General features: G+C 63.2%; 20 protein-coding genes and 4 tRNA genes. 8 read left to right on the top strand and 16 right to left on the bottom strand.

Annotation, left to right across the window (positions count from 1 at the left end):
* From HWE17_RS18605 to HWE17_RS18595, 3 genes are all read right to left on the bottom strand, one after another.
* Nucleotides 1-2,265 (bottom strand): ATP-dependent DNA helicase, encoded by a 2,265-nt coding sequence (locus HWE17_RS18605; protein WP_176389753.1) that lies wholly within the window; start codon nucleotides 2,263-2,265, stop codon nucleotides 1-3.
* Nucleotides 2,262-3,914 carry a VRR-NUC domain-containing protein gene (locus HWE17_RS18600; RefSeq protein WP_176389752.1) on the bottom strand — a complete coding sequence of 551 codons (1,653 nt, stop codon included), beginning with the start codon at nucleotides 3,912-3,914 and terminating at the stop codon, nucleotides 2,262-2,264. The genes HWE17_RS18605 and HWE17_RS18600 overlap by 4 nt, the downstream gene beginning before the upstream one ends.
* Before the next feature lie 94 nt (nucleotides 3,915-4,008).
* A complete protein-coding gene (locus tag HWE17_RS18595; protein WP_176389751.1) occupies nucleotides 4,009-4,713 on the bottom strand; it encodes an SMI1/KNR4 family protein in 705 nt (234 codons plus the stop codon).
* 165 nt (nucleotides 4,714-4,878) lie between these two features.
* Between HWE17_RS18595 and HWE17_RS18590 the strand changes: the two genes are divergently transcribed.
* Entirely contained in the window at nucleotides 4,879-6,108 is a 1,230-nt protein-coding gene (locus tag HWE17_RS18590) for an MFS transporter (protein ID WP_176389750.1), read from the top strand.
* A 173-nt stretch (nucleotides 6,109-6,281) separates the two neighbouring features.
* Here the strand turns inward: HWE17_RS18590 and phaP are convergent, their stop codons facing one another.
* From phaP to HWE17_RS18570, 4 genes are all read right to left on the bottom strand, one after another.
* Complete coding sequence (gene phaP / locus HWE17_RS18585) at nucleotides 6,282-6,881, bottom strand: TIGR01841 family phasin (RefSeq protein WP_176389749.1); 600 nt, start codon at nucleotides 6,879-6,881, stop codon at nucleotides 6,282-6,284.
* A gap of 107 nt (nucleotides 6,882-6,988) precedes the next feature.
* Entirely contained in the window at nucleotides 6,989-7,183 is a 195-nt protein-coding gene (locus HWE17_RS18580; RefSeq protein ID WP_035817380.1) for a hypothetical protein, read from the bottom strand.
* 47 nt (nucleotides 7,184-7,230) lie between these two features.
* Entirely contained in the window at nucleotides 7,231-9,483 is a 2,253-nt protein-coding gene (locus HWE17_RS18575) for an ATP-binding protein (protein ID WP_099380119.1), read from the bottom strand.
* A 102-nt stretch (nucleotides 9,484-9,585) separates the two neighbouring features.
* Nucleotides 9,586-10,014 carry a helix-turn-helix domain-containing protein gene (locus HWE17_RS18570; RefSeq protein WP_176389748.1) on the bottom strand — a complete coding sequence of 143 codons (429 nt, stop codon included), beginning with the start codon at nucleotides 10,012-10,014 and terminating at the stop codon, nucleotides 9,586-9,588.
* A gap of 116 nt (nucleotides 10,015-10,130) precedes the next feature.
* Between HWE17_RS18570 and HWE17_RS18565 the strand changes: the two genes are divergently transcribed.
* Nucleotides 10,131-10,982 (top strand): SDR family oxidoreductase, encoded by an 852-nt coding sequence (locus HWE17_RS18565; RefSeq protein ID WP_176389747.1) that lies wholly within the window; start codon nucleotides 10,131-10,133, stop codon nucleotides 10,980-10,982.
* Nucleotides 10,983-11,042: 60 nt separating this feature from the next.
* Here HWE17_RS18565 and HWE17_RS18560 read toward each other — a convergent pair.
* From HWE17_RS18560 to HWE17_RS18540, 5 genes are all read right to left on the bottom strand, one after another.
* A protein-coding gene (locus HWE17_RS18560) for an IS3 family transposase (RefSeq protein WP_255206299.1) occupies nucleotides 11,043-12,274 on the bottom strand; the annotation gives its coding sequence in 2 pieces (ribosomal slippage) (nucleotides 11,043-11,906 and nucleotides 11,909-12,274; 1,230 coding nt in all).
* 112 nt (nucleotides 12,275-12,386) lie between these two features.
* Nucleotides 12,387-12,471, bottom strand: a tRNA-Leu gene (locus HWE17_RS18555).
* Between the two features lie 68 nt (nucleotides 12,472-12,539).
* A tRNA-Leu gene (locus HWE17_RS18550) sits at nucleotides 12,540-12,624 on the bottom strand.
* A 67-nt stretch (nucleotides 12,625-12,691) separates the two neighbouring features.
* Nucleotides 12,692-12,776: transfer RNA gene (locus HWE17_RS18545), tRNA-Leu, on the bottom strand.
* A gap of 306 nt (nucleotides 12,777-13,082) precedes the next feature.
* A tRNA-Leu gene (locus tag HWE17_RS18540) sits at nucleotides 13,083-13,167 on the bottom strand.
* 408 nt (nucleotides 13,168-13,575) lie between these two features.
* Between HWE17_RS18540 and rnr the strand changes: the two genes are divergently transcribed.
* The 6 genes from rnr to udk all read left to right on the top strand — a co-directional run bounded on the left by rnr (nucleotide 13,576) and on the right by udk (nucleotide 19,690).
* Nucleotides 13,576-16,131 carry a ribonuclease R gene (gene rnr, locus HWE17_RS18535; RefSeq protein ID WP_176389746.1) on the top strand — a complete coding sequence of 852 codons (2,556 nt, stop codon included), beginning with the start codon at nucleotides 13,576-13,578 and terminating at the stop codon, nucleotides 16,129-16,131.
* Nucleotides 16,132-16,134: 3 nt separating this feature from the next.
* Complete coding sequence (gene rlmB, locus HWE17_RS18530) at nucleotides 16,135-16,878, top strand: 23S rRNA (guanosine(2251)-2'-O)-methyltransferase RlmB (protein WP_034756912.1); 744 nt, start codon at nucleotides 16,135-16,137, stop codon at nucleotides 16,876-16,878.
* Nucleotides 16,879-17,010: 132 nt separating this feature from the next.
* Nucleotides 17,011-17,760 (top strand): serine O-acetyltransferase, encoded by a 750-nt coding sequence (gene cysE, locus HWE17_RS18525; protein WP_099380115.1) that lies wholly within the window; start codon nucleotides 17,011-17,013, stop codon nucleotides 17,758-17,760.
* A 10-nt stretch (nucleotides 17,761-17,770) separates the two neighbouring features.
* Complete coding sequence (locus tag HWE17_RS18520; RefSeq protein ID WP_176389745.1) at nucleotides 17,771-18,469, top strand: YceH family protein; 699 nt, start codon at nucleotides 17,771-17,773, stop codon at nucleotides 18,467-18,469.
* Between the two features lie 13 nt (nucleotides 18,470-18,482).
* Nucleotides 18,483-18,986: a DUF2199 domain-containing protein gene (locus HWE17_RS18515; protein ID WP_099380113.1), complete on the top strand. Its 504-nt coding sequence runs from the start codon at nucleotides 18,483-18,485 to the stop codon at nucleotides 18,984-18,986.
* A gap of 59 nt (nucleotides 18,987-19,045) precedes the next feature.
* Entirely contained in the window at nucleotides 19,046-19,690 is a 645-nt protein-coding gene (udk, locus tag HWE17_RS18510; RefSeq protein WP_034756921.1) for a uridine kinase, read from the top strand.
* 12 nt (nucleotides 19,691-19,702) lie between these two features.
* On the opposite strand, the gene HWE17_RS18505 is transcribed toward udk, so the two are convergent.
* The 4 genes from HWE17_RS18505 to HWE17_RS18490 all read right to left on the bottom strand — a co-directional run.
* Nucleotides 19,703-20,872, bottom strand: coding sequence for an HlyD family type I secretion periplasmic adaptor subunit (locus HWE17_RS18505; protein WP_176389743.1), 1,170 nt, complete (start codon nucleotides 20,870-20,872; stop codon nucleotides 19,703-19,705).
* Nucleotides 20,869-23,001 (bottom strand): ATP-binding cassette domain-containing protein, encoded by a 2,133-nt coding sequence (locus tag HWE17_RS18500; RefSeq protein ID WP_217916814.1) that lies wholly within the window; start codon nucleotides 22,999-23,001, stop codon nucleotides 20,869-20,871. The genes HWE17_RS18505 and HWE17_RS18500 overlap by 4 nt, the downstream gene beginning before the upstream one ends.
* A 28-nt stretch (nucleotides 23,002-23,029) precedes the next feature.
* Nucleotides 23,030-24,301, bottom strand: a complete 1,272-nt coding sequence (locus HWE17_RS18495) for a TolC family protein (RefSeq protein ID WP_176389742.1) — start codon at nucleotides 24,299-24,301, stop codon at nucleotides 23,030-23,032.
* Between the two features lie 139 nt (nucleotides 24,302-24,440).
* Nucleotides 24,441-25,583, bottom strand: a 1,143-nt coding sequence (locus HWE17_RS18490) for a hypothetical protein (RefSeq protein ID WP_176389741.1), incomplete at its 5' end; no start/stop codon positions are given.

Genomic DNA, 25,583 nt, shown 5'->3' with positions numbered 1-25,583 from the left:
TTATCCAGTAGCTAGCTGCACATTCCACCACGTCGGCAAGAGCTGGCGGATTTCCGGCCGTGAAAAGCGGTCGTCGATCAGGTAGACGACGCCCTTGTCCGACTGCGTGCGGATCACACGGCCGGCCGCCTGCACCACCTTTTGCATGCCCGGATACAAATATGTGTAGTCGTAGCCGGCGCCGAAGATGTCGCCCATGCGCTGGCGGATCTGCTCGTTGACGGGGTTGATCTGCGGCAAACCGAGGGTGGCGATGAAGGCGCCGATCAGGCGCGCGCCGGGCAAGTCGATGCCTTCGCCAAACGCGCCGCCCAAAACGGCAAAGCCGATGCCGCGCGTGTCCAGGCCGAAACGGCCCAGGAATTGCGCGCGGGCAGTATCGTCCATGCGGCGCGGCTGCTGCCAGATGGGCACGTCCGGGTAATGCTGGGCAAACAGGGTAGCCGTCTTTTCCATGTAGTCAAAACTGCTGAAGAAGGCCAGGTAGTTGCCCGGCGTTTCAGCGTATTGCTTCGCCATCAGCTGGGCGATGGGCAGCAAGGAGGCGGCGCGGTGCTGGTAGCGTGTGGAAATGGTGTCGGCCACGCGCACGGACAATTGTTCCGCCTGGAACGGCGATTCCACGTCGACCCAGGCGGTGTCGGCTGGCATGCCCAGGGTGTCGCTATAGTAATTCCAGGGGCTCAGGGTGGCAGAAAACAGGGCCGTGCTGTGGCTGGCCGCGAAGCGTTCCTTGAGAAACGGTGCCGGGACGATGTTGCGGATGCAGACGGTGGAACCCGTCTCCGTTTTGCTGACGTCGAACAGCGAATGCGCGCCGAAGCTTTCCGCCAGGCGGTTGATCAGCAGCACGTCGAAATAAAAGCGCTGCAAATCTTCATCGAGCGCGGCCGCGTGTTCGGCCATGTAGTCGCCGATGGCCGTCGCCACCCCTTGCAGGGCGCCAAAGAATTTGTCGGGCAGAGCCGCATGCACGTGGTAATCGCCATCTTGCTCTTTCAGCAAAGCCGTCCACTGGCGCGAGAGGCGGTCGAGCGGCTTTTTCAAGGCGTCGGGCACGAACTTGCGCAGCATTTTCAGGTCGATCTGCGCCAGTTCGGCGGTATACATGCTGCGCGCGCGCGACACCATATTGTGCGCTTCGTCGACCAGCACATTGACTTTCCAGTCGTGGGCCAATGTCATGCCGTACAGCATGGCGCTGAGGTCGAAGTAATAATTGTAGTCGCCGATGACGACGTCGCTCCAGCGCGCCAGCTCCATGCCCAGGTAGTACGGACAGATACCCTGCTGCAAGGCGATGGCGCGCACGGCTTCCTTGTCGAGGATCAAGCCGCTGGCCAGCGCCACTTCGCGTGCCAGCGGCAGGCGGTCGTAAAATCCCTTGGCCAGCGGACATGATTCGCCATGGCACGCCTTGTCCGGATGCTCGCAGGCGCTGCTCCTGGCGCTCAGTTCCAGCACGCGCAGCGGCAGCAGCGGGGCGCTGTCCTTGAGGATGGCGCAGGCGTCGAGCGCCATTTGCCGGCCCGGTACCTTGGCGGCGAGAAAAAATAGTTTATCGAGGCCATGCGCGGCCGTCGCTTTCAACATGGGGAACAGGCTGCCCACCGTCTTGCCGATGCCGGTCGGCGCCTGCGCCAGCAAGCCGCAGCCACGGCTGCTGGCCTTGTACATGGCTTCGGCCAATTGCCGCTGCCCCGGGCGGAAGTCCGCATGGGGAAAGGCCATGCTGGTGAGTTGCGCGTCGCGGCTGGCCCGGTGCGCCATTTCCTGCTCGGCCCAGTCGAGAAACAGCGTGCAATGCTGCTCGAAGAACAGACGCAGCGCCTCGGCCGTGCATTCCTCGTGCATGACGGTTTCCTTCTGGCTCACGATATCGAAATACACGAGCGCCACGCGCAGCATGGGCAAGTTCAGCTGCTGGCACAGCAGATGGCCGTAGATGCGCGCCTGCGCCCAGTGCAGCTGGCGGTGGTTGGCGGGCATCGCGTCGAGTTCGCCCCGGTAGGTCTTGATTTCTTCCAGCTGGCGCCGCGCCGGGTCGTAGCCATCGGCGCGGCCCCGCACGTGCAGCGGGCCGAAGTCGCCGCACAGGCTGATTTCACGCTGGTAATCATCATCGCGCCGGCTCGTGACGGTGGCGTGGCCCGCCATGCCTTCCTGCGCCGTGGGGGACGGCGTCAAACGCAAGTCCAGGTCGCCCACCTTGGCCGTGAATTCGCACAGGGCGCGCACGGCGATGGTGTAAGTGTTGCGGCTCATGCCGCCGCCTGCCATTGCAGGTAGCACACGCTGACGGGCATGGCGTGCTCGGCACAATACGCGATCCAGCGCAGCTGGTTGTCTTGCAGGCGGTCGCCCGGACCCTTGACTTCGATCATGCGGTAGCGCCGTTCCGCAGGCCAGAACTGGATCAGGTCGGGAAAGCCGCTGCGGTTGCTTTTGATGTCGAGCAAGATGCGCTCGAACGACTTCTTCAGGTGCGCGGCCGGGATGCAGTCCAGCGCCAGGTCCAGCAAGCCGTCGTCCAGCACGTTCCAACTGACGAAGGGCGAGACGATACCGTGTTTGGCGGCAAGCGTGGCGCGGATGGCGGCGTGGTAGCGGCCGTCGTCCAGTTGCGCCAGGCAGGCGGAAAAATCGTTGCTGCGGCGCTGGTAAAAATCGGCGCTATGCAAGTCGGCCGGCCCCCTGTGAAACGGGTGGAAAAAGGCGCCCGGCATGGGCTTGAAGATGGCGGGCCAGCACAGCAGGCCGAACAGCGAGTTGATCAGGGTGTTTTCCACGTAATACACGGGCGCACCGTCCTGCATCAGATGTTGCTGTACCACCCCTTCCACGTAGCACGCCTGTTCCGGGCAGGGCAGCAGCAGGTCGATGCGCTCCACGGCAGCGGCCGCGTTGGCCGCCTGCTTCGCATGGCCCAGCTTGCGCCGCAAACGGGGGGCCATGCGCAGCAGCAATTGCTGTTCCGCTTCGCTTTCCGGCGCGGCCTGGGCGATCATCAGGCGCTCGTAGGCAGCTTGCGGCTGCTCATCTTTCTCCAGCACGCGGATGGCGCGGCCACGCGCGCCCGGATAGCGGCAATCGGCGTAGGCGCGGTAGGCTGCCGGCCAGTCCTGGCATTTTTCCAGATGCTGGGCGATCTGGAAGCGCAGCTTGTCGCGCCGGCTGGCCAGCCAGGTGTTGTCCTCGGACAAGGGCAGCGCAGCCAGTTCCTGCAGCACCTCGTCCGCCGGCGCGCTGTCGTTGTAGCGTTCGCGGCACTGGTGCAGCACTTCATAGTGTTCGATATCCTGGCGCGTGCGAAAACCGCGTGACTGCGGCGAGAATTCCACTTTTTCATATTGGTACACGCCGAGGTCGGACAGCACGAACTCCGACCAGTCCTGATGATAATTGCCAAAGTAAATCAGGCGCAGGCGGTCGCACAGCGCTTGCAAGCCGATGCGATACAGCAAATCAGTGGAAGCCGGATGCCAGGCGGAAAACGCTTTGCTTTCCCCATGCTGCTCGCGCAAGGCGTCCAGTTGCTCCGCCTTGCGCGCCGCCTTCAGGGGCGCGTCGAGAGCGAAGGCCTGGACAATTTCTACTTTCAGCAGCAGGTCGAACAGTTCATCGAGCGAGATCGCTGGATCCGCCTCGACCCAGCTAGTTGCCAGCAAGGGCAGGGCGGCCGTGCGCGTGTCGCCGATTTCCGGGTAATTGAGCTTGCTGGCGCGAAACAGGCAGCCCTTGCGCATGACGAGGCGCACGAACAGGGCGCGCGATGGCTGCGGCAGGGCGCCGAAGGCGGCGATGAATTGCGTTTCTTCAGGGCTCAGCAGATCGGCGTAACGCGCGGCTATCCAGTTCAGCACATCCTGGAAATTATCCAGATAGTAGAGGGGATTTTCCAGGACTCTCAACATGGGGATGGCAATAGGGCAAGATGCAAGGTGATGGGTTTTACTGTGTTTATATACAGTTTAAACCTTCAGCCGCCGCTTGCCCAGCGAATTATGTTCAGTCAGCCGCGCTGTAGGCAAAACCGCTGTCGAACTTTTCGTAGGGAATCAATTCCGCGCGCAGGCTGGCCAGTTCGATATCGGTCAGCAAGCCCCGGTGCGCCTCCGTGCGTCCTTTCGGCAACGCCACGTCGTAATCGATGATGTCCCGAGCCAGCAGGCCCTGCAGCACGTCGGCTTGCCGCGCCGTCAGGTAGCGTGCATGCGTGCCCAGGGTTTTCGTCAGTTGATCCTTGAATGCCTCGTCGCTGACGTCGTTGTACGTATCCTGGTCGGCCATGCTGTTCAACAACATGTGAACCATGAAATCTTGCAGGTTTTTCGCCAGGTACTGGGCTTCATTGTCGTCATGCCACAGCAGCACGATGGGCATCTCGCCGTCTTGCTCGCCTGACGCGAAAAAGCAGTAGTGGTCGCCCGCGCCCGTTTGCGCGAACGGGATGAACTGGAAGGCGGGGTCGATCTGCCGGTAATCGTCCGTATCCAGCAGCGCGTCCACTTCCGCGGCAACGGCCTCGATGTTGAGCAGTTCGAAATCGTCCGCATGCAACAGCAGGGTGGGCCGGTCCGTCAAGGTGGGATAGACCAGCTTATGCCAGTCGGGCCCATATTCGCCCACGGCCAGCATGCCGTCGCGCTCCAGCTGCCGATACAATGCGGGATAGGTGAAGCCGTGTTGCCGTTCAATTTCTGACAGTGTCATGTTTGCCCCGTTAAACGTGATTCGTGTGGGCATGATAGCCGAGGCCGTGCCTGGCACGCTTCACCGCAGCAAGGAGGGCGCCATTAATAAACATTTACATTTGCTTATGTGGCATGGCCACGTATGCTTGCCAGACTAAGCCAGACTAAAATTTGCCGAACCCGCATGAAAAACATCATCCTGATTTCCGCCGCCTGCCTGCTGGCGCTGCTGTCGACCATCGGCGCCTCGCTGCCATACCCGATCCTGCCACCCCTGTTCGCGGCCGAGGCGCCGAATGCCTTCAACAATTTCCTGGGCTTGCCGTCGAAATTGCTGTTCGGCCTGGCGCTGACCATCAACCCGCTGGGCTTGCTGATCGGCTCGGCCCTGCTGGGCCCCTTGTCCGACCGTTATGGCCGCCGTCCCTTGCTGATGCGCACTGCCGTGGGCGCCGCCATCGGCCACGCCATCACGGCCTGGGCGCTGGTGATCCAGTCCTACCCGCTGTTCATCGTCGCCCGTTTCATCACGGGTTTGCTGGAAGGGAACGGCGCCGTGGCGCGCGCCATGCTGGCCGACCAGTTGACGGGTCCGCTGCGCCTGCGCGCCATGTCATGGCTGAACGGCGCCTTTTACCTGGGCTGGCTGGTAGGGCCGATCCTGGCGGGCGCGACTCTGCATTGGGGCGTGACGGTGCCGTTCTGGATTGCCGCCGCAGCTTTGATGCTCGTCGCCGTGCTGGTGGCCGTGGGCTTGCCGCGCGAAACGCCTTCGCTCTTGACGACGTCATGGTGGCAAGTGGCGCGCGACCGCCATTCGCTCAACTTGCTGCGCCATGAGGAGCTGCGCACCCTGTTCATCGTGCAACTGGCATTTACGTGCGGCGTGGCCAGCTTTTACGAGTTCTATCCGCTGTGGCTGGTCGAGACGGCCAATTACCATGCACAGGAGATTGCCTGGGTGAATGTGGGACTGTGCGGCACGATGACCATCACGTCTTTGCTGGCGGGCGGTCCCAGCCGCCATGCGCCCTTGCTGCGGGCCAGCTGGTATGCCTGCGGCGTGGCGCTGGCCGTGGGGATCTTGGCATTGGGTAATATCTGGGTGGGCATCGCGGCCATCGTGCTGTTCGGCATTCCGAATGCGCTGTACAACACGGTGATACAGGGCTGGTGCGCCGAGCGCTTCAGCGCGCACGGGCAGGGTGCCGTGATGGGTTTGCTGGCCACGACGTTTTGCATCGCCAACATCGTCGTCGCCCTCAGCGGCTCCGTGCTGACCCTGATCGATACGCGGCTGATACTCGCCGCGGGCGCCGTGTCCGCCGCCTGGGCCGCGTGGCGCATGGTGGCCTGGCGGCGGCAGCTGGACGGCGCCGTCGAGGCGAAGGCATGCCAGGATTTATGCGGCTAGGAGTTGGTTATCTTTCGGGGGTATGGGAGGGGGCGAATGCCGGACCCTGCTGGTGGATTCATTGTAGGTCGGGTAGGTCGGATTAGCGCGCAAGCGCGTAATCCGACATCACCATGAGCGCCAACAATGCGTCTGATTACGCGCGGCCTTGCCGCGCTAATCCGACCTGCGGCTTACTTTTTGGCAGCCTTCGGCTTGGCCGCCGGCGCTGCTTTTTCAGGTGCGGCCGTGGCTTTTTCCGTTGCCTGCGCCACTTGCGCGCTGGCCTTGGCGATCTGCTCTTCCACTGTTTTGACGGCCTGTTTCGTGGCCTTGGTCACTTGTTCGTAACCGAGGAAGGCGTTGTCGATGGCGGCCTTGACGATGGCGACGGCGTTTTCCGAGCCTGGCGGCACGTTTTTCGTGACGTCGTAGATCAGGGCGCTCAGATTGCTTTTCGCTTCGGCCACGTGGGCTTCGGCAGCCGTGGTGAATTCCGTGTGGATTTCCTTGATGATGTCGTCGAGTTGCTGTTTATACGCTTTGGCGCCGGCCACGCCCGGTTGCAGCTGGGCGGCGGCGGCGGCCATGGCGGCCTTCGGATCCTTGGCCTGGCTGATTTCCTTGCTGGCGGCGAGGCCATCCTCGATGCCGGACTTGGCAGTGGCCATGTTCAGCGCCAATACCTGTTCCACGCCTTGCACGGCTTTCGAGGTGAGGGTGTTGAAGGTCATCAGCTGGAATTCAAACAGGGCCTTGGTGGCCGTTGCGAATTGTTCGGGATTCGTAAACATGTGGTCTCCTCGGTTTGAATAGATACGTTCTTATCGTTCCATACTCTTTCGACGCCGCATTGCCATCGCTTGCTTTCAAGCCGGTGCCCCGTGTGGTCATGGCCCCATTATTTAACAAGCGCCGGTTTTTCGCAACGGCTATCTTTGTACGGTCCCGAGGCCAGTTCCCAGCCAAATCCCAGGGTCGATTGGGCGCACGACAGGGTGCCGTCGATCTTGCTGCGCCATTTGTACCAGGGGGCGGGTCCGGCCATTGCGCAGGCGCAAACTGCCAGCAGGGCGGCGGCGGTCAGGTATTTCATGGGTACTCCGAAAGAAATGCTTGCTGGCATTGTAGCGCGCCTGCCCTTCAGGGGGCGGGCGCTTGCGGCGCGGCGGTGGGCAGTTGCAGGGTGAACGTGGTGCCGCCGCCGTCACCGGTGCTGCTGGCAACATGGATATGGCCACCCAGCACGCCCGTGACGATGTTGTGCGCCACATGCAGGCCCAGGCCCGAGCCACCGGAACCGAGCTTGGTCGTGAAGAAGGGATCGTAGACATGCACCAGGTCGTCGGCGGCGATGCCCACGCCCGTGTCGGCGATGGACACGGTGATCGTCTGCCCGTCGTCGCTGCCGCGTGCCGTGATGGCGATGTTGCCGCCACTGCGGCCCTCAAAGGCGTGGCGCAGGCAATTTTCCAGCAGGTTGCTCAGCACCTGGCCCAGTGGACCGGGATAGCTGTCCATGGCCAGGCCGTCCGGCACATCCTGCGTCAGGCTCAGGCCGGCGGCCTTGAGCGGCGTGGACAGGGGCAGCATCAGTTCGGCGACGAACTGGCGCAGCAGGAAGTGGCGGCGCTGCGAGCTGGCGCGGTCGACGGCGATCTGCTTGAAGCTCGAAACGAGGTCGGCGGCGCGCTGCAGGTTGCGCAGCATGATGGCGTCCGCCTCGCTGGCCTGGGTCAGGTAGGCGCCCAGTTCGGAGCGGCGCAAGCCGTCGAGGAAGCTGGCCTGGATTTCGCGCGTGCGTTCGGCCATGGTGGTGGCCACCACGAGGCCGTTGCCGATCGGCGTATTGAGTTCATGCGCGATGCCGGCCACCAGCGCACCGAGCGCGGCCAGCTTGTCGCGGCGCACCAGTTCTTCTTGCGTGATGGACAGGTTTTCCAGCGCGGCGGCCAGTTCAAGATTCGTTTGCTCCGAGTGTTCCTTGGCCTGCGTCAAGGCTGCCGTGCGTTCGGCCACCAGGTCTTCCAGGTGGGCGCGGTGGCGTTGCAGCTCGCGTTCGTGGCGCATGCGGCCAATCGCGATGCCGGCCAGGTCGGTCGCCGTGTCGATCAGTTCCAGATCGCGCGCGTCGGGCTTGCGCACTTCGCGGTAGTACATGGCGAAGGACCCGAGCACGGCGCCATCCTGGCCGAAGATGGGGCGCGACCAGCAGGCGCGCAAGCCGAATGGCGCGGCCAGTTCGCGGTAGGGCGCCCACAGCGGATCGTGCATGATGTCGGTGACGACCACCGGTTCGCGCAGGAACATGGCCGTGCCGCAGGAACCCACGCCGTCGCCGATGGCCACGCCTTCGAGCAGGGCCATGTACTCGGCCGGCAGGCTGGGGCCGGCCGCGCTGTGCATGTGGACGCCGTCGTCGTCGAGCAGCATGATGGAGCAGAGCACGCCGCGCGACTGGCCTTCGATCAGGAGCAGCAAGTGGTTCAGGGTAGGGATCAGCGGCGCGCCCTTGGCGACCATTTCCAGCAGGGCGCTCTGGCCCGAGCGCATGGCTTCGGCGAGGTTGCGTTCAGTCAAGTCGATGATGCGCGCATGCACCAGCTGGCGGCCCGGCACGGACAGGCGCATCAGGCGGATTTCGCAGGCGATCGGGTGGCTGTCGCGGTGGCAGCAGCTGGCGCGAAAGACGACGATCTTGCCTTGCAAGGTATCGCGGATCTTTTCTTCCAGCAATTGCGGCGAGGCGCGGCCATCGTCCTGATGCCTGGGAAACAGCGGCTCCATGCCGCCTTGCAGCAGCTCGGCCAGCGGCATGCCGAACAAGTCTTCGGCCAGGTGGTTGGCGTCGATCAGCAGGCGGTTGTCGATGTCGAACAGCAGCACGGCATCGGGCGAACCGGCCAGTATGGAGTGGTAATTGACTTCCAGCGTTTGCGGATGCAGGGGGCGCGGCGGCGCGGCAGGCGTGGTGTAGGGGCGGGCAGCGGGCGTCTCGGCCTTGTGCAGCGCCAGTTCCATGAGGATTTTTTCCGCCACGTCGCGCGCATTGAAGGGCATCTTGATGTAGTCGGAGGCGCCGGCACCCACGCTGCGGCCTTGTTCCTCGGCGCTGGGAGTGGCCGACATCAGCAGCAGGGGCACGCTGTGGCGTCCGCCCGCATTGCGCAGGCGCATGCAGGTAGCGCCGATATTCGTGCCTGCCAGGGCCGCGTCGAGCAGGATCAGGTCCGTGCCGCCGGCCGCCAGTTCCACGCCTTCGTCGATATCGCCCGCCAGTCCCGTACCCAGGTTATGCCGGTCCAGCACATACAGCAGTTCGCGCACATCGTTCGGCGAATTGCTGACCAGCAGCACATTGGCCCGGTCGGTGATGGAAGAAATCAACTGGTTCATGGTGTCGCGCCCTTACGCGTTTCATGGGCCTAGTATTACATCAAGGCAAGTAGGAGTAAACGATAATTCTTGATGACTAAAAGCAATGCGGATGGCTCTCGTTTACGCGGCCTTTTGCGCTGCGGGCGCCGTGGCCAGATCGGCGCGCGCCTGTTCGATGCGCGGGTAATTATCCTCGATCCAGTCGACCAGCACGGCCAGGCGTTCGGCCGCTTCGCGTCCCAGCGGCGTGAGGCTGTATTCCACCTTGGGCGGTATCACCAGATACGCCTGGCGCAGCACGAAACCGTCGCCCGCCAGTGCTTCCAGGGTTTGCGCCAGCATTTTTTCGCTGACGCCGCCCACTTCGCGGCGCAGTTCGCTGAAGCGCCGCGTGCCGCTCAGCAGTAGCACCAGCACCAGCACGGCCCAGCGGCTGGTCAGGTGGCTGAGCACGGCGCGCGACGGGCAGGCCGCCGCCAGCAGGTGCGCGCCCTGGTTCTGGCGGGCGAGGGCGGCGCGCATGCTGGCGCCGGGAGTGTCTGTGGACATGATAGTTGGCCTTGTTAATTGAGATATTGCTCATACTTACCAAAAGGTATGTACTTACAATAAGTAAGTAATAGTCCTATTATAGGGTTTTACCACCCACGTACCAAGGAGAAATCATGATCGTCATCACCGGCGCCACAGGCAATCTGGGCCAGCACGTCATCGCCAGCCTGCTCAAATCCGTTCCTGCCGCCAGCATCATCGCCGCCGTGCGCAACCCGGCCAAGGCCGCCAGCCTGTCCGCCCAGGGCGTGCAGGTGCGCCAGGCCGATTACAACGATGGCGCCAGCCTCGATGCGGCTTTCAAGGGCGCAACGAAAATCTTGCTGATTTCGTCGAGCGAAGTGGGGCAGCGCGCGCAGCAGCACCAGAACGCCATCGATGCGGCCAAGCGGGCCGGCGTATCCCTGCTGGCCTACACCAGCGTCTTGCGCGCCGATACGTCGCCGCTGGGCCTGGCCGCAGAGCACGTGGTCACGGAAGCGGCCATTCGCGCATCCGGCCTGCCGTACACTTTCCTGCGCAACGGCTGGTATCTGGAAAACCATACGGAACACCTGGCGCCCGTGCTTGAGCATGGCGTCGTGCTGGGCGCGGCGCAAGACGGGCGTTTCTCGTCCGCCGCGCGTCGGGACTACGCTGCTGCCGCCGCTGCCGTGCTGACGGCGGATCAGCCGCAAGCGATCTATGAACTGGCTGGCGACCAGTGCTTTACCCTGGCGGAATATGCGGCCGAAGTGGCGCGCCAGTCGGGCAAGGCGATTGCGTACAAGGATATGCCGCAGGCGGACTTCAAGGCGGCGCTGGTGAGCGTGGGCGTGCCGGAAGGCTTTGCCGATCTGCTGGCTGATTCCGATGCGGGCGCGGCCAAGGGTGGCCTGGAAGACCATGGCAAGCAATTGAGCGCGTTGATTGGCCGTCCGACGACGAGTCTGCATGACGCCGTGAAGGCGGCGCTGGTCAAATAAGGGGAGGGTGCCGCAGGGATGCGGCATTCTGTGTCCAGTCCTAAAATAGGTTGACAGTATTTATTGCTGTAGAAACGCCCGATGCACCGCATCGGGCGTTTTGTATTTCAGGGCCGTATGCGGCCGTTCCTGGTTATAGATCCGCACCGATTGCGCCACCATTTTGCTAGCCTGTTTCAGGTCCGCAGGTCGATTCAGCAGGAACTCGCCTTTCAGAATGCCGTTGATACGTTCGGCCAGCGCATTCTGATAGCAGTCGTAGCCATCTGTCATGGAGCAAGTCAGTCCGTGACGACGATGAATTTCCTGATAGTAAGTAGAGCAATACTGGATGCCCCTGTCTGAATGATGGATCAGCGGCGTCTTGCGCTGTCGCGCTCGCAGTGCCATTTTCACGGCCTCGCTGACTTCCTCGGTTTGCAAGCTCGCGTGCACATGGTAGCCCACAATCTTGCGCGAGTATGCATCCGTCACCAAGCTCAGATAGACGAATTTTCCGGCGGTCGGGAGATACGTGATATCGGCTACCCACACCTGCTCCGGCTGCGTGGCAAACACTTGCCCCGGTCCCTCCTTGAGCAAGTTCGGATGGCGCCGGAAGCGGTGATGGCTGTTCGTGGTCTTGTGATAGGCCCGCTGCGGTTGCACCAGCAGCCGCTCCTGCCGCAAGATGTCAAAGAGCCCATCGCGTCCCACTTTGATCTTTTCTCGGGAAAAGGCTGCACCGAGCATGCTGTGCAGCTTGCGCGTGCCGATGCGCGGCTGGCGCAGACGTATCGGCTGCACCAGTTTGACGACAGTTTGTGCCCTGTCCAGGCACTGTCGCTCGCGCTGACGGCGCTGGTAATAGGCTTGGCGACTGATGCCGACACAGCGGCAGGCCCGCTCGACGCTTAATCCTTCGACTTGCTTGCGCGCGATGACCTGCCCAAAGGCTTTTTTACCGGCACCCCGTACTCGTCACGCAGGACGTCGAGAACCGCTTCGAACAGCGCCGATTTCTGTCTTTCTTCCTTGAGTTGACGCTCCAACTCCTTGATGCGTTGCTCTGGCGTCAGTGGCTTGGTCGGCTTGTCTGTCATCATCGCGCTCCCTTGGCTTCGGCCCCGTGGATGCGTCCAATCCTGCAGGCCGTGTTTGCGACACCATACCAAAACTGTCGACCGACCCTGTATTCCGTAACGTAGTTGCGCCTGCCTGTACGTCATCTCGCCTTTTTCCACCTGCTCGACAACGCTCAATTTAAAAGCCAGACTGTAATCGCGCTGGCTGCGCCTAAACCCTTGTTCCATTTGACACTCCATCTCTGCATCGAAAAAGTGTCAACTTATTCCAGGACGGGTCACTGGAATGAAAAAAGCCGCAAACTCGTGAAAGTTTGCGGCTTTTTTGCGAATTAGGTAATGGTGCCCACGAAGGGACTCGAACCCCTACACCCGAAGGCACATGGACCTGAACCATGCGCGTCTACCAATTCCGCCACGTGGGCACTGATGCTGCTACTGCTGATATCTCACTACTGTACTGCGGACTACAACGAAAACGACTCGTTGCTGGTGGTGCCCACGAAGGGACTCGAACCCCTACACCCGAAGGCACATGGACCTGAACCATGCGCGTCTACCAATTCCGCCACGTGGGCATTGTGCTGCTTTTACTGCTATCTACTACTGTACTGCGGATCACAACAATGAACAACTTGTTGCTGGTGGTGCCCACGAAGGGACTCGAACCCCTACACCCGAAGGCACATGGACCTGAACCATGCGCGTCTACCAATTCCGCCACGTGGGCATTGTTACTGCTTGCTGCTTGTCGCTGCGTGTTCTGCAGCGAGGACAAAATCATAAGGGCTGGCGCGCATTCGGTCAATCAACATTTCGCACTTTTCTTCAAGAAACATGTTTTTTCGCCTGAAAACGGCTGCCTCCTATGAAAAAAGGCTGAATCTGCCTCTTTTTTCAGCGGTTTCTTGCGGGTTTCTGTCCGCAGGTGTGCCGGGTAGGCTGCTTGCTGGGAACGTGGTGGTGGCTTTTTGCTGCGGAAATGAAAAAAGCCGCAAACTCGTGAAAGTTTGCGGCCTTTTTGCGAATTAGGTAATGGTGCCCACGAAGGGACTCGAACCCCTACACCCGAAGGCACATGGACCTGAACCATGCGCGTCTACCAATTCCGCCACGTGGGCACTGATGCTGCTGTGACTTATTACATTACTGCTCGAGTACTTGTTGAAAAATAACTTCACAACAATTCTGCTATTATAGCGACTTGAAGAGTTTTGCGCCAGATGAGCTTTCGCTCCATACTGCACATCAACCCTGTACCGCTTTCCTGCAACTGCATTCCCGTGAAGGTTTGTCGCTGCAAGAGACCGAGATTATAGAGCAATATTTACCGAAGTCAAATGCATTGCGCAGCTTTTCTCCTTTTTTTCATCGGCGGGGCACTTGTTCGGTTTCCGCTACGCTGTCCGTTAGGCAAACCAAGGCGTCCTCCGGTACACTACCGGACATCACCGTGTCAATATTGACGGTGATGTCATCGGTCTTTGTCTTCCGTTTGATCACTGTCAATAACAACTATAGAAATACTTTTGAGCCAAAATACCCACACCATCCCCAGCCGGGAGGACATTCTCGGCATATTCCGCAGCGTCAGCGCGCCTCTCGACCCGCAGTCTCTCGGGAAAACGCTGCAAGTGCATGCCGATTCCATGGATGTCCTGGTCCGTCGCCTGAAGGCGATGGAGCGCGACGGCCAGCTCAAGTCTGACGCCAGCGGTGTTTTCAGCCTGGCCGACCAGAGCGCGCTTGTCGCCGGTCGCGTCACCAGCCACCGCGATGGCTTCGGCTTCGTCATTCCCGACGACGCCAGCGCCGACCTGTTCCTGCCTGAGAAAGAAATGCAGAAAGTACTGCATGGCGACAAGGTCATGGCCCGCATCGTCGGCACGGACCGCCGCGGCCGCCCGGAAGGCACGATCGTCGAAGTCACCTACCGCGCCAACACCCACGTCATCGGCCGCCTGATCCATGAAAACGGTACCTGGGTCGTGGCGCCGGAAGACCAGCGCATCGGCCAGGACATCCTCGTCACCGGTTCGGTCGGCAAGGCAAAAGCCGGCCAGATCGTCAGCGTCGAGCTGACCGAGCAACCGATGCGTTTCAAGCAGCCGGTCGGCAAGATCGTCGAAGTGCTGGGCGCTCTGGATGATCCCGGCATGGAAATTGAAATTGCCGTGCGCAAATTCAACGTGCCGCACATCTTTTCCGCCGCCGCCCTCAAGCAAGCTGAAAAACTGCCGTTCGAAGTGCGCGCCGCCGACCTGAAAGACCGTGTCGACCTGCGCGACGTGCCGCTCGTTACCATCGACGGCGAGGACGCGCGCGATTTCGACGATGCCGTATATTGCGAACCCGTCAAGATTGGCCGCGCCAACTGCTTCCGCCTGATCGTGGCGATTGCCGACGTCAGCCATTACGTGAAACCGAACGACGCGCTCGATATCGACGCGTTGGAGCGTAGCACGTCCGTCTACTTCCCGCGCCGCGTCATCCCGATGCTGCCGGAAAAGCTGTCGAATGGCCTGTGCTCGCTGAACCCGGCCGTCGACCGCCTGACCCTCGTCTGCGACGCTGTCGTCAGCGACAAGGGCGAGCTGAAGGCTTACCAGTTCTACCCGGCCGTGATCCATTCGGCCGCGCGCCTCACGTATGACGAAGTCGCTGCCGTGCTGGGCAACACCAAGGGACCCGAAGCGGCACGCCGCGCGGACATCCTGCCGCACCTGCAGAATCTGGAAGCCGTCTACCGCGCCTTGCTGAAGGCGCGCACGGAGCGGGGCGCCATCGATTTCGAGACGACGGAAACCTATATCGTCTGCAATACGGCTGGCAAGATCGAAAAGATCATCCCCCGCACGCGCAACGAAGCGCACAAGATCATCGAAGAGTGCATGCTGGCGGCCAACGTCTGCGCGGCCGATTTGTTGCTGCGTAACAAGCATCCAGGCACCTACCGCATCCATGCCAGCCCGACCAAGGAAAAGCTCACGCAAGTGCGCACCTTCCTCAAGCAAGTCGGCCTGAACCTGACGGGCGGCGACACGCCGTCGGCATCCGATTACCAGACCCTGATGCAGCAGATCAAGGCGCGTCCCGACGCGGCCCTGCTGCAAACGATGCTGCTGCGCTCGATGCAGCAAGCCGTCTACAGCCCGGACAATATCGGCCACTTCGGCCTGGCCTACGAGGCGTATGCCCACTTCACCAGCCCGATCCGCCGCTATCCCGATCTGCTGACGCACCGCGCCATCAAGGCCATTCTGCAAGGCAAGAAATACGAGCCGAAGCTGTCCGAGAAGACCGTGCTGAACACGAACGTGTCGAACGCCACGCGCAAGCAGCAGGCGAAGGACAAGGCCGACGGCAAGCCAAAGAAGACGGACTTGACGATCTGGGACGCGCTGGGCGTGCATTGCTCGGCCAACGAGCGCCGCGCCGACGAAGCGTCGCGCGACGTCGAAGCCTGGCTGAAGTGCTACTTCATGCAGGACAAGCTGGGCGAGGAGTTCACCGGCACCATTACCGGCGTGACCACCTTCGGCGTGTTCGTGCAGCTCGACACCCTGTTTGTCGAAGGCCTGGTGCACGTCACCGAGCTGGGCACCGATTACTTCCAGTACGACGATGCGCGCCATGAATTGCGCGGCGAACGCACGGGCAAGCGCTACCAGTTGACCGACCGTCTGACGGTGCAAGTGGCACGTGTCGACCTGGAAACGCGCAAGATCGACCTGCGTCTGGTCACCGATGCGGAACTGGCGGGCGAAGAAGCGCCAGCCAAGACTAATGGCGGCGGCAAGCGCAAGGGCGAAAAAAAATCCATGGTCAAGCCCGGTCCTGCGACCGAGCAGCGCCATGAGATCAAGGCCAGCGGCAACAACGGTGGCAAACCCGGCAATGGTTCCGGCGGCCGTTCCAACGGCGCCAAGGCGCAAGCCAAGCCTGCAGTCAAGGCAGCGCTGAAGGAAGCCCCCAAGGCAGCTGCGCCGAAGCGCGGCAAGAAACCAGCCGCGGCACCCGCTGCGGCGGCACCACGAGCAGCAAAAACTGTATCTGTATCAAAAACAAGCAAGAAGAAACGATAAATAATGAAGAATAAAATGATTTTCGGCTTCCACGCCGTCACCTCGCGTCTGCGTCATGAAGCGTCGTCCGTGGAAGAAATTTTCGTCGATGCCAGCCGCGTCGACGGCCGCATGAAGGACATGATCGCCGCCGCCAAGGCTGCCAACGTGCGCGTCATGCCTGTCGATTCGTCGCGTCTCGATAAAATCGTCGGTACGCGCCGTCACCAGGGCGTGATCGCGTTTGCCTCGCAGCTGTCGCTGGCGCGCAATCTCGATGAGCTGCTGGACGCCATCGACGGCCCGCCGCTGCTGTTGATTCTCGACGGCATCACCGACCCGCACAATCTGGGCGCCTGCCTGCGCGTGGCCGACGGTGTCGGCGCACATGCCGTCATCGTGCCGAAGGACCGTGCCGTGGGCTTGAACGCCACGGCCGCCAAGGTCGCCAGCGGCGCCGCCGAAACCGTCCCGTACATCACCGTGACGAATCTGGCGCGCACCATGCGTGAATTGAAAGAGCGCGGCATCTGGCTGATCGGCACCTCGGACGACGGCGAAAAAGGTTTGTACGAAGCCGATTTCACGGGCCCGACGGCCCTCGTCATGGGTTCCGAAGGCGAAGGCATGCGCCGTCTGACGCGCGACACCTGCGACATCCTCGTCAGCATCCCGATGTTCGGCTCCGTCGAGAGTCTGAACGTGTCGGTCGCTTCCGGTGTGTGTCTTTACGAAGCCCGCCGCCAGCGGATTGCTTTAGAAGCATAAGAACGTCCTGCACGTTTTGTAGCGCTTCCATGATCGGCCGCCGCCCTGGTGCTGGCGGCCGATTTGCTTTCCCCTCCAGCATTCCCCCGCCGAATACGCTACCATTTGCGTTCCACCTTATTCATTGTCATTATGTTCCACCACCTGCGCGAAGATATCAACAGCATCATTGAACGTGACCCCGCCGCCCGCAATGGCTGGGAGGTGCTGACCTGTTATCCCGGCTTGCACGCCATCGTCATGCATGGATGGGCGCACTGGTGCTGGACGCGGCGCATGAAGTGGGTGGGGCGTTTCATCTCCTACCTTGCCCGCATCATCACGGGCATCGAGATCCATCCGGGCGCCGTCATCGGCCGGCGCGTCTTCATCGACCATGGCTTCGGCGTGGTGATCGGCGAGACGGCCGTCGTCGGCGACGACTGCACCATCTACCAGGGCGTGACCCTGGGCGGAACCTCGCTGCACAGTGGCGCCAAGCGCCATCCGACCCTGGAGCGCGGCGTCATCGTCGGCGCCGGCGCGCAGGTGCTGGGCAGCTTCACGGTGGGCGAGTACGCCAAGGTGGGCTCGAACGCCGTGCTGCTCAAACCCGTGCCGTCCGGCGCGACTGCGGTCGGCAACCCCGCGCACATCGTTCAAAAGGATGTCAGCGCCCTGCGCGAGGGCAGCACGGCGCATTTGTTCGCCGCGTATGGCGTCACGCCCAACGGCGACGATCCGCTGTCGAAAGCCCTGCAAGGCCTGATCACGCACGCCGTGGCACAGGAGCAGCGCATCGAAACCATCCTCGCCACCCTGAAGGCGGCCGGTATCTGCTGCCAGGGCGTGCCCGAGTGTGATAAATTCGATTCCGAGCAAATGAACAAGCTGGTTGATTAAGGATACAGGCATGACTACAGACGCAAATGCAGCAGAAAAGAGTAGCGATAATCCGAATCTGCTCGACCCCTTCGAGATCCGCGTGCTGGCCGTGCTGGCCGAAAAGGAAGCGCTGACGCCGGACAGCTATCCGCTGTCGCTGAACGCCCTGACCAACGGCTGCAACCAACTGTCCAGCCGCGACCCCGTCATGGCCCTCTCCGAGGAAACCGTCTACGACGTGCTGCAGCGGCTGATGCAGCGCAAATTCGTCAATGGCATCACGCAGGCGGGCGCGCGCGTCGCCAAGTACGAACACCGCATGCGCATCAAGTGGTCGCTGGAACAGGACAAGCTGGCCATCCTGACGATATTGATGCTGCGCGGCTTGCAGACGGCGGGTGAAATCCGCAGCCGCAGCGGCAGAGTGCATGAATTCAAGTCCGTGGCGGAAGTGGAATCCGGTTTGCAGTTCCTGATCGATAAATACCCGCCGCTGGTGGCCAAGCTGATGGTGGCTCCTGGCGCCAAGGAGCCGCGCTACGGCCACTTGCTGGGCGGCGAGGAAGCGCTGGCGCAGAGCGAGACGGCGGCCGGTTTTGCGGGGACTGTCAGCGCGCCGCAGCAGGGCAGCAGGGTGGCGCAGCTGGAACAGGAAGTGCTGCAATTGCGCAGCGACTTCGATGGCCTGGCGGCGCAGTTCGAGGCGTTCCGCAAGCAGTTCGAATAAGGCTGCTTCACGCGTGACGTTTTCCTTCCTGTGCCGCTCCTGCGGCGAGACCCACACGGGGATGCCCAGCTTCGGCGCCGACGCGCCCTGGATGTATGAGCAGATGGCGCCCGCCGAGCGCGAAGCGCGCTGCCAGCTCGACAGCGACGCTTGCATCGTCGACGATGAACACTGCTTCGTGCGCGCCACCATCGATATCCCCGTGCATGGCTCCGATGAACCATTCAGCTGGGGCGTGTGGGTGTCGCTGAGCGGCGAAAGCTTCGATGCGTGGGACGCGTGCTTCAATGAAGCCAGGCGGTCGCACATCGGCCCCTTCTTCGGTTGGCTCAGCACGCAACTGTCCGAGTATCCGGCTACCCTGAACCTGAAAACCCGCGTGCACCTGCGCGACGACGGCATACGCCCGGCAATCGAGCTGGAACCGACCGACCATCCGCTGGCGGTGGAGCAGCGCGACGGCATCACGGCGGAGCGGGTGGCCGAGCTGTATGCGCGACTGATGCATGGCGCGTGACAGGCCCGGCTTTGCAGCAGCTCCCTGTCAGTCCGCTCATGTTTCCGGTATCATTCGGCATGAATACTATTTCCTTCCAACCGTTTGTTATTGGTGTCGCTGGCGGAAGCGGCAGTGGCAAGTCCACCGTATCCCAACAAGTGCTGGCGTCCTTTGGCGCCGACATGGTCTCGGTCGTGATGCAGGACGACTACTACTGCGACCAAACCCATCTCTCTCCTGAAGTCCGGCGCCAGCAGAATTACGACCATCCGCAGGCGTTCGAGTGGCCATTGCTGGTACAGCACATCCAGGCCTTGCGCAATGGCGAAGCGATCGAGATGCCCGAGTACGACTTCACGCTGCACAATCGCTCCAGCAGGACCATTCCCGTCAAGCCGGCGCCGGTGATCGTCATCGAAGGCCTGTTTGCCCTGTATGACGAAAACTTGCGCGACATGATGTCGCTGAAGATCTTTGTCGACACGGCCTCCGACGTGCGCTTCATCCGCCGCATGCAACGCGACATCACGGAACGCGGCCGCTCGGTGGAAAGCGTCATCGAGCAGTATCTGGAAACCGTACGCCCGATGCACAAGCAATTCATCGAACCGACCAAGCGCAATGCTGACGTCATTTTGCCGCATGGCGCGAATGGCCCCGCGGTCGACATGATTACGGCCAAGGTGGCGAGCGTCATTGGCCGCCTGAAGCCTGCCGGCTAAAAGCACGCTGCGTCAGCGCTCCCCCATCGATTCCGAGAACGTCTTGGTGATCGGTTTCGTCAGGTAGCGCAAGACCGTCTTGCGTCCCGTATTGATTTCCACGGTGGCCGTCATGCCGGGCTGGATCAGGATCGGTTCGCCATTCTTGCCCATCAGATTGCGCCCGCTGGTCTTGATCTGCACGCGGTAGTAGGGCTGTTCGTTGCCCTTGTTGTCTTCACTTAAGGTGTCCGCGCTGATGTAGCTGACGGTGCCGCGCAGGCGCCCGTAGATGCCGTAGTCGTAGGCGTCCAGTTTCACTGCCGTGGGCAGGCCCGGCTTGATGAAGGCGATGTCGGCCGGTTTGACTTTCGCCTCGATGATCAGGTCATCGTCCGTCGGCACGATCTGCAGGATTTCTTCGCCCGGCTTGGCCACGCCGCCCAGGGTGGTGAGGCGCACGTTGCGCACGATGCCGTCCGTGGGCGCGTAGATATCCGTCGAACCCAGCTGCTCCTTGCGCTGCGTCACCGTCTGCAGCACGCCGGCCAGGTCTTCCTGGGCTTTCACGAGGTCCGTCTGACTGTCCTGCAGATATTTGTTGCGCCGGTTGGTGATCTGCGCCTGGATGTCGACCACTTGCCGCCGCAGTTTCAGCACCTCGGCGCGGCTGACATCGCCCGTTTCCAGTAGCGGCAGATTCATTTCCAGCTCTTCCTTGATCAGCTTCATGGCGCTTTCCAGCGAGCTCACTTCCGCCTGCACGGCGCCCTGGCGCTTGCTGAACAGGGCCAGCTGGTTGGCGCGAAATTCCGGGAACGCCTGTAGTTCGGGCGGGAACTTGGGCGCGCCGCCAAACACTTCCGCCTGCAGGCGCGCCACGGCCGCCTTCAGACCGGCTGCCTTGGCCGTGCTTTCCAGGTAGCTCGTCTCGGCCCGCGTGCGGTCGAAGCGCGCCAGCAATTCGCCCTTTTTCACCACGCTGCCTTCATGCACGCGCAGCTCGGCTAGCACGCCGCCATCGGCCACCTGGATGATCTGGTTGCGCGAGCTGGCGATCACCTGGCCGTTGGCGCGCGTGACCTGGTCCAGCTCCGCCCATGAAGCCCAGGCGATGACACCCGCCAGCGCCGCCGTGCAGCTCCAGATCAGCACCCGGCCCCGTTTCGCTTCCTCTTTCGCTTCGACCCTGGCCAGTTTCATGCGACGGCTCCTTGCGCCACCGGCGCAGGTGTTGTACTGGGCACAGCCTGCGGCTTGCCCGACAGCTTGGCCAGCACGGCATCGCGCGGACCGTCGAGCAGCACCCGTCCCGCCTGCAGCACCACCAGGCGGTCGAGCAGGGGCAAGAGGGCGTTCTTGTGCGTGGTGGCGACCATGGTCACGCCTTCGGCCGCCAGTTCGCCCAACAGTCCGACGATGCGCGCTTCCGTTTTCGCATCCATGGCGCCCGTCGGTTCATCGAGCAGCCAGATGCGCGGCTTGGCCAGCAGCAAACGCGTGACGGCGATCAGCTGGCGCTGGCCGCCCGAGACGCCGCGCCCGCCCTCGGTGATGCCCAGCGCCAGCCCCCGTGGCTGGCCCAGTATCAGCTCGATCAATCCCGTGCGTTTGGCGGCAGCCAGGATCGCTTCCTCGCCCGGGTCGGCCAGCCCCAATAACAGGTTGTCGCGCAGGGTGCCGCTGAACAGCCGCGTTTCCTGCGGCAGGTAGCCGACCATTTCGCGCACCACGGCCGGCGCCAGCAGGGCCATGTCGACGTCGCCCAGGTAGGCTTTGCCTTCGGCCGGCTGGTACAGGCCCGAGGCCAGCTTCAGCAGGGTGCTCTTGCCCGAACCGATGGCGCCCACCAGGCCGACGCGCTCGCCGGGACGGATGGCGAGATTTTCCACTTCCAGCGCCACCTTTTGCGCGCCGCCATACGTAAAGCGGATGCGTTCGAAGCGCAAGCCCGTATCGAGGCTGCGCGGCGTCAGCGCGAACTGCGCGTTATCGGCCTCGTTGGGAAGGCTGATGACCTGTTCCAGTCCGTCGATCGAGGCGCGCGCATGCGCCCACTGCACCATCACGGCGGGCAGCTGCACGATGGGCATCAGGGCGCGGTTGCTGATGATGGTGCACGCCATCAGGGCGCCCATGGTCATCTGGTTTTCGGCCACGAACCACGCGCCCATGGAGATCAGCGCCACATTGGTCAGCTGCTGGAAGGCGGCCGTGATGTTTTGCGACAGGGCCGCATAGTCGCGGATATTCTGCTCCGCGTGGCTGCTCTCGGCCACCAGTTCGGCCCAGCGCGCCTGCATCATCCATTCGGCGCTGCTGCCCTTGAGCGTTTCCACGCCATCGACGGCTTCCACCAGCAAGCCGGCCTTGCGGTTGCTGGCGTTGAGGTTCTTGCGCGTATGGCTTTCGATGGCGCGCTGGAACATCAGGCCGCACACGAGGGCCAGCGGCAGGGCCACCAGCGGCACCACCACCAGCCAGCCGCCGATGATGGTGATCATGGCGAGAAAAATCAGGGCGAAGGGGACGTCCGTCAGCACGAACAGCGAGGTCGACGTCAGCACGCCGCGCACCATTTCAAAGCCTTTCACTTGCGCCGCCAGGGTGCCGACGGACGCGGGGCGCGACTCCATGCGGATGCCCAGCATGCGCTGGAAAAACCACTCGGACAATTCATGGTCGACGTCATTGCACGAGTGGTCGACGATGCGGCTGCGCACCTGTTTGAGGATGAATTCCAGGCCGATCGACAGGGCCACACCCACCACCAGCACCCACAGGGTGCTGAAGCTCTGGTTCGGAATCACGCGGTCGTACACCTGCATGGAAAACAGCGAAGTGGCCATGGTCAGCAGGGTTACCAGCGCGGTGGCCAGCACGGCGTCGACAAACACGCTTTTTTTCAGCCACAGGGCGTTGCGCACCAGGCCCAGGGCGCCGGGGCGGGCGGCGCTTTTTTTGCTGCGGCGCGGCAGGCCCACGCAGGCCAGGCCGGCCAGCGAGGCCAGTTGCAAGGCGCGCCCATCGACGCCTTCGCCGCGCCAGGCGCCGTCGGCACCGCGCGACTGCAGCAAGCCCCAGCCCGTGCTGGCGCTGTAGACGGCGAACGGCAGCTCGCCCGGCGACGGCTCGTGCAGCGGGTGCGCCGCGCCTTCCAGGCCGGCCGCCTGCCAGATGCTGGTCAATACCGCGCCGGGTGCGCCGCTGTCGTCGACGTCATCGAGCTGGCGCTGCAGGTCGGCCAGGCGGGCGGCGGGCACGTGCTGGCCCGTCAGGCGGGCGGCCCGCTCGATGAGTGTCAGCAAGCCATGTTTGATGGAGGTATCCACGCTGTCTCCTGTTCGTGTCCTGTGGCGGTCAATTGGCGCGCACCATGCCCGCCGGCGCCGTGCGCCCGGCCAGGGTGCCCGTTTGCGCGGCCAGGCGCAGGCTGGCGGCGATCGCCTGCGCGCGCGTGTCTTCCAGCGAAAACTGCGCCTGGGTTGCTTCGCGCACGGCGTTGAGCACATCGTTCCAGCTCTTGCGGCCGATGACGTACTGGCGCGCATACGACTCGAATACCTGCGTCGAGGTGGTGCTGGCTTCGCCCGCGTTGCCCAGGCGCTGGCGGCTCGCTTCGGCCTCGTTCCAATCCAGCGTAAAACGCTCGCGCACCTCGCGTTCGGCCACATCGTGCGCGGCGCGCGCGCCTTCGCGCCGGGCCACGGCGGCATCCACGCCAGCCTTGGCCGACAGGCCGGCGCCCGGCTGCGCCTGCAACACGAGCATGGCGCGCGTGCGGTTGTCGGCATTGATGCCGCCGCCGGTGGGCTTTTCCATGCGCAGCACCACTTTCGGCATGTAGGCCGAGCGCTGCAGGGTGATTTCGGAATCGGCTGCCTGCGCCTCGAAATCGAGGCGGTGCAGGGTAGGGGAGTAGTCGATGGCCTGGCGCATGACCCGATCCAGGCTGGCGTCGGGCAGCGGTTCGCCCACGCCGATGCCCGTGGCGCTGACGAGGCGCACGGGTTTGCCGGCCAGTTGCGACAGCTGCGCCAGCGCGTTTTCCAGCGCCTGGCGCGCATTCGATACATCGTTGGCCGCCTGGTAGGTGCGTGATTCGGCCAGGCGCTGGTCCGTTTGCGAGCTGACCGACTGCGCCACGCGGCGCTTGATCATGTCCAGCAGGCGCTGGTGTTCGGCCAATCCGCCTTCCGCGGAGCGCACGTGCGCCGTCTGGCGTAGCGCTTCCGTGTAGGCGGCGATCACGCGCAGCGAGAGGGTCAGGCGTTCTTCCTCGATGGCGGCGCCGGCCGCATCGACCCGGCTGCCGGCCGCATCGATGCCGGCGTCGATGCGCCCGCCGCTCCACAGCGGCTGCTCAATGCGCACCACACCGCCCGTTTCCTGGGAACCGGTGGGCACTTCCGCTGACAGGCTGGGAAAGCGCTGCCATTGCGCGCCATCGAGTTCGGCGCGCGCGGCTGCCTGCGCCGAACGCCTGCCCTGCACGGCGGGATGGCTTTGCAGCGCCAGCTGCAAGACCTGGTCGAAGCTCCAGGCGGTGGCGCCCTGGGCGCCGGCGAAAGACGATACCGATGCCGTGGTCACGGCGGCAAGCAAGGCCGCGATGCGTGGCAGTGAAGACAATGTTGGGAAACCGCGTAATCTCATCCCGTATTTTTCCGGCACCAGGCCTGACGTATTTCAAGTTGTGGCGGGAGCGCGCCGTGTTGCGCTTCGCTCCCGCTGCCGTGCCAGGCGCGGCGCCTGGCGTGGGTGCCCCGCTTCAGACGACGAAGTTGGCCGCCGTCAGTTGCGTAATGTTCACCCCGCTGAGCAGCACCAGCGCCGTGTCGATGGCGTTGGCGTTGCTCAGGTCACTCGAGTGATACACCGTCACGGCGCCGCTGTTCTGCGCATCGGCGATGACGATGTAGCCCTGGCCCGACAAGACGCTGTCGTCGGCTGCGATGGCGCTGGCCGCCGCGCCGATCGACACGGATGTGCCGTCGAAGATGAACAGGTTGTTGTTGCTGAAGTCCGTGCCCACGTTGACGCCCACGGCGACCGAGGCCGTCAGGTCGGCGATGGCCGACATGTCGATCACGTCGCCGCCGGCGGCCGGCAGGCCGGTGCTGAAGTCGGCTACCGTCAGCGGGTTGTGCAGGGCATTCTGGCTCAGCACGAACAGCTGGCTCGCGTCCGTCAGGTCGGCTTGCGCCTGGGCTGCCGCCGCTGCGGCGGCATCGGCATTCGCTGCCACCGTCAGCGAGCTTGCATCCGTCAGGTCAGCCTGCGCCTGTGCCTGCAGGGCGGCGGCGGCGGCCGCATCGGCTGCCAGGTGCAGGGCATTGGCGTCCGTCAGGGCGGCCGTCTGCGCCGCTGCCAGCGCCGCTGCCACTGCCGCATCGGCGGCCTGCGTGAGCGCCACGGCATCGGTCTGGTCGGCGATGGCTTGCACGGCGGCGGCGTGGGCGGCATCCGCATTCGATATCACCGCCAGGGCGTTGGCGTCGGTCTGCGCGGCGAGGGCGTTCGCTTGCGCCAGGGCCGTGTCGGCAGCCTGCGCGTCGGCATTGGCCTGAACCGCTGCCGCGTCGTCCGCATACGCCGCGTTTGCATTGGCGTGCGCTTGCGCCGCTGCCGCTGCCGCGCTGGCGGCGGCCGCATCGTCGGCTTGCGCCGCTTGCAGGGCCAGCATGGAGGCGGCGGCCTGCGCCTGCGCCAGTGGCGCGGCGGCATCGGCCGCATGGGCCGCCGCAGCCGCAGCTATCGCAGTATTGGCGTTGACCGTGGCAGTTGCCGCCGCCGCATCGTCGGCCTGTGCCTGTTGCGTGTCGGCCAGCGAGGAGGCAGCCTGGGCGGCTGCGGCCGCGGCAGCGTCGTCGTCGTTCTGCGCTGCCGGGGCGGCAGCCAGTGCGCGCGCCGC

The sequence above is a fragment of the Janthinobacterium sp. BJB401 genome, from assembly GCF_013372745.1.
GTDB lineage: Bacteria > Pseudomonadota > Gammaproteobacteria > Burkholderiales > Burkholderiaceae_D > Janthinobacterium > Janthinobacterium rivuli.
Note: the sequence above shows the minus strand (reverse complement) of the source record. Positions and strands in the feature narration are given on the sequence as shown.